This window comes from Dysosmobacter segnis (assembly GCF_014297285.1).
Classification (GTDB): Bacteria; Bacillota; Clostridia; order Oscillospirales; family Oscillospiraceae; genus Oscillibacter; species Oscillibacter segnis.
Genome location: NZ_JACOQI010000058.1, coordinates 1 through 3643 on the forward strand (window position 1 = coordinate 1; position 3643 = coordinate 3643).

The window sequence follows — 3643 nt, forward strand, 5'->3', positions numbered from 1 at the left end:
CTAAATAATAAAAGTTTGTTTTTCTGTATTTTTGATTACAATCTCTAATTTTTCTACATCAATGATATGCGTCAATTTGCATTTAGGGCAGAAAAGAGGAAAATCTTTTAATACAGTATCAATTCCCGATTTGTCGTTCTGTTTAGTCCCCAAAGAACCTACTAAACCAGCTACGCTTTTGAACCGGTTCTGTCTCACGCTCCGGCTGATCGGCTCCGGACTTGCCGGAAAGAAGCTGCTGATGCATTGTCCCAGCATGGAGAGCCTGGGCCGCTGCCGCAGTCTGCTGTGCCGTCACCAACGCCGAGCTGACCTCCGCCAACCTTGCGTTCAGTTCCTCGATCTGCTTGTCCTTTACAGCAAGTTGCACGCTTTTCCGGTCTAATTCTCCCTGCAGCATAGCGATCAAAGTGGTTTCGCAAGTTTCGCAACTTGCTTTCGCCTGTTGCGAAACTTGCTTTCGTTCAACACCTAAATAATGCTGATATATGGCGGTTTTTTGACTTTCGCTGATTGCGAAACTTCCTTTCGCATCTTTCGCAACATGGTTTCGCCTACACCATGCACGAACTGCCTGTTCCGACACGCCACATTCTATTGCAATTTCCGTTATTACACCCGCCAAATATCATCACCACTCTTTCATCCGGAGTTAATCTCAAAACAAATCGCTATGAGATCCCGTCCTTATCAATTTCAAAATCAAAGTCTGCCGAACAACTTTATAGACCAACAGCCAGTCCGGCTCGATGTGACATTCTCTCATGTCCTTATAATTTCTGGAATTAGTGAGAGCATGATCTCGATACGCCTCCGGCAACGGCTGCTTGTTACACAACAGCGTGATCACTTCCTCCAACTTCTTCGGATCGCAGCCTCTCTTGATCGCAAGCTTGTAATCTCGTTTGAACTGCCCCGAAAACTCCGGCTTAAGCATTCAGCGCCTCCATCAGATCTGCAACGCTATCAAACGGACCATACATATCCTCTCCCTTTTCTGCCGCCTCCATCGCCGCATAGGTAACAGCATTCGGCTCGTCAACCTTGACTTCAAAGGGAAGTCCATGACACCTAAGTGCCTGTCGATAAAAAATACCCGTTGCCGTACTCAAATCCATTCCGAGGGACTTAAAGAGAGCTGCCGCCTGTGCTTTCAGCTCCGGCTCCATTCTTATCGTCATATTTCCTTTAGCCATAATAGCACTCCTTTCCTCGTCATTTTTAGCTTGCACTAATATTATATTCAATATTCGTGACATTTGCAAGTGCATTGCAAATGTTTTTTTGCAACTTTTCTATGAACAGTGCTTTCTATATGCTAACACCGCAGCGTGTACATTTAGGGGGTGAAAAAGCCTTATTTCGCGCGGTTTTCAAGCCTCGTTTTCGGTGGGGTAATATAAAAACCCTTACCCGCCCCGAAAACGCCTTGTAGGGCGTTTCTGGGGCGTTTACAGCCCTTTCTTAAATTCCTCCACCAACAGATCGCTCAAAGCCTGTGATGGGCGTATTTTGACCGTTATATGCCCCTCCGGTACGGTGTCCCACCATTTGCGGATCGTTTTCGGATCAAGTCCGGTGTCCCTATGACAATCGGCCTTGCGTCCCTCTGGATGCTCCTGCCGCCACGCATAGACTTGCGCTTTCTTTTCTTCTGCCCCTTTTCTTCTCCATGTGCCGCCAGGATAATCCACTTCCTGCACCGCCCTTGCTCTTTTCAAATGCTCTTTCTGTGATCTACCATTCCTCTTGTTGCGCTCGATGCGAACATCGGTCAGAGCTTCAATATCGGAAATCGTGAAATTGTAATACTCCTTGTCGTAGGCTTCCAGCGCACTCCGTATATCTTCCTCGGTCAATGCGTTCTCATGCTTCACCATCTGCAGATCATCAAAAGCCTCTTTCATATCCTGCCGGAGCTGCTGCTTCGACACACCGCATTTGTAAGCATAGATAGCAAGGCACATCAAAAAGAAATACCGATGCCCGCCCTTTATCTCTCCGATCTGCCGCAGCCACCAATGGTAGAGCGCATACGGATCATCACCATGCACCTTTCCGGCAATATCCCACTTCTTGCGTCCTTTCTCGCCTCTCACAACAACACGCTCATACCACTCCGGATATGCCTCCCTCGCCTCAGCTCGTGTCATTTTGGATGGGCTGAAAGGCTTATTGACATCCACCCTGTTTTCTGGCTTTGCGTAGGCGTTCAGATAATCCAGCGTTACCCGTTCTCCGGTACGGAAAGCGACCAGCTCCGTCCCATGCTTGTCATTGATGCTGCCCACCATGCGGAAGCTCTGATTGATGGATTGATACTGGATCGCCTTGACCTGCGAAGTGCTGCCATACTCCCATAGCCGGAAAGTGAGGTCATATTTCAGACTTTTAAGCTGAATTTTTATATTCGGGTATAGGTCAATCGGCTGCTGGAAAACATAGTAGATATGCAGCCCTGTCCCCGACAGAACAAGGAAAGTCGGCATCGGCAACCGGCGCACTCGCTCCGGATCGCCGCCAAAGCGCAGAAAGAGGTTGCGCAGCTCGGCAAGACCTACGCCATCCAGATCGAAGATCAGAGCATACATCCGCTGGGCGTTCTCCAGCCTGTTCTCCTTTCTGCGATATGCAAGACCGCTGCACAAAGTAAGGCTGTTCCCCTCGACAAACTCCATGTAATCCTGTTCCCATGTGTCGTTATACATCTTCCTGCGCCGGAGCTTCTTATCCTCGCTCTGTTCGTCCCGATACAGATACACAGCGTTCGGATGGGAAAAATCCGTGTGCCGTTCTCCGGAGTTCTCATTGTCCGGAAACAGCTCTTTATAAAACTCATAGCCTCCGACCTCCGGATATTGTGCGCTCAAATACTCGTAGCAGCCTCGATAATTCTCGGTCATATTACCACCTCACAAAAGAAAAAGTACCAAAAAGAAAATCCGCTGCGGCGGGGATCGCCTGCGGGCGGGAAGGGGGAAAAGGGGGAGCAAAAGAGCGGCGGCTACGCCGCCTTAAAGAGAAAGTCACCTCCCCCTTTTCCCCTCCGACTTTCTCCCTTTCAGAGAGAAAAAATATAGGTTGGGAGTACCCTTACAGGGGGCTTAGATTATCAATACAGCAATTCCCTATTTTCAGTTGTTATTATAGCCTGTCCGAAAGAGATTTTCAAGCCCTCCGGACAGGCTTCTTTTACAGCTCCATGCCGCCCATTCCTCGCTGGTGCTGCTGTTGCTCCTGCTGCTGTCCAATCTCCGGATCGGGCAGCAGCTCCCTCGCCTTTTCAAGCAGAGGACGCAGACGCTCCGGCAAGTGTTCTTCCAAGAAGTCCAGCATCCGACCGATGCCGTCCGTCAGACGCTCGGTGAAGCTGCGTTCCTCCTGCAGCTCGGATTGCAGATAATAGTTTTCATCGCGCAGCCTCCGGTTTTCCTGTTCAAGCCTCTGCTGCCGCTGCGCTTCTTCCAGCCGCTTCTTCATGGACGGCACCTGTGACCGCAGACGGGTGTTTTCCTCCGTCAGCTCCTGTACCTTGTGCCGATCCGTCACGCTGCGCAGTGCCATTTTCTTTAGCTGCTCGACCTGATCCACCGTCACGCCCTTTACTGCCCCTGTGAGCGTCTTTTCCGGCTGAATATCATGC

General features: G+C 49.8%; 6 protein-coding genes. All 6 read right to left on the reverse strand.

Going from position 1 to position 3643, the window contains the following annotated elements; translation table 11 throughout:
- Nucleotides 1-258 carry a cysteine-rich KTR domain-containing protein gene (locus tag H8Z83_RS20450; protein WP_256435368.1) on the reverse strand — a complete coding sequence of 86 codons (258 nt, stop codon included), beginning with the start codon at nucleotides 256-258 and terminating at the stop codon, nucleotides 1-3.
- Nucleotides 143-625 (reverse strand): hypothetical protein, encoded by a 483-nt coding sequence (locus H8Z83_RS18725; RefSeq protein ID WP_187016419.1) that lies wholly within the window; start codon nucleotides 623-625, stop codon nucleotides 143-145. Before H8Z83_RS18725 ends, H8Z83_RS20450 begins: the two co-directional genes overlap by 116 nt.
- Nucleotides 626-658: 33 nt before the next feature.
- Nucleotides 659-937: a type II toxin-antitoxin system YafQ family toxin gene (locus tag H8Z83_RS18730; RefSeq protein ID WP_187016420.1), complete on the reverse strand. Its 279-nt coding sequence runs from the start codon at nucleotides 935-937 to the stop codon at nucleotides 659-661.
- Nucleotides 930-1196 carry a type II toxin-antitoxin system RelB/DinJ family antitoxin gene (locus H8Z83_RS18735; protein ID WP_033119556.1) on the reverse strand — a complete coding sequence of 89 codons (267 nt, stop codon included), beginning with the start codon at nucleotides 1194-1196 and terminating at the stop codon, nucleotides 930-932. The genes H8Z83_RS18730 and H8Z83_RS18735 overlap by 8 nt, the downstream gene beginning before the upstream one ends.
- Nucleotides 1197-1451: 255 nt before the next feature.
- Nucleotides 1452-2903 carry a hypothetical protein gene (locus H8Z83_RS18740; protein WP_199488597.1) on the reverse strand — a complete coding sequence of 484 codons (1452 nt, stop codon included), beginning with the start codon at nucleotides 2901-2903 and terminating at the stop codon, nucleotides 1452-1454.
- 289 nt (nucleotides 2904-3192) lie between these two features.
- A partial coding sequence (locus H8Z83_RS18745; protein WP_436231656.1) for a hypothetical protein occupies nucleotides 3193-3643 on the reverse strand: 451 nt, incomplete at its 5' end.

Coding starts and splice junctions, on each gene's coding strand:
- H8Z83_RS20450 (WP_256435368.1), bottom strand. CDS start 258: ATGCTGGGACAATGCATCAGCAGCTTCTTTCCGGCAAGTCCGGAGCCG.
- H8Z83_RS18730 (WP_187016420.1), bottom strand. CDS start 937: ATGCTTAAGCCGGAGTTTTCGGGGCAGTTCAAACGAGATTACAAGCTT.
- H8Z83_RS18735 (WP_033119556.1), bottom strand. CDS start 1,196: ATGGCTAAAGGAAATATGACGATAAGAATGGAGCCGGAGCTGAAAGCA.
- H8Z83_RS18740 (WP_199488597.1), bottom strand. CDS start 2,903: ATGACCGAGAATTATCGAGGCTGCTACGAGTATTTGAGCGCACAATAT.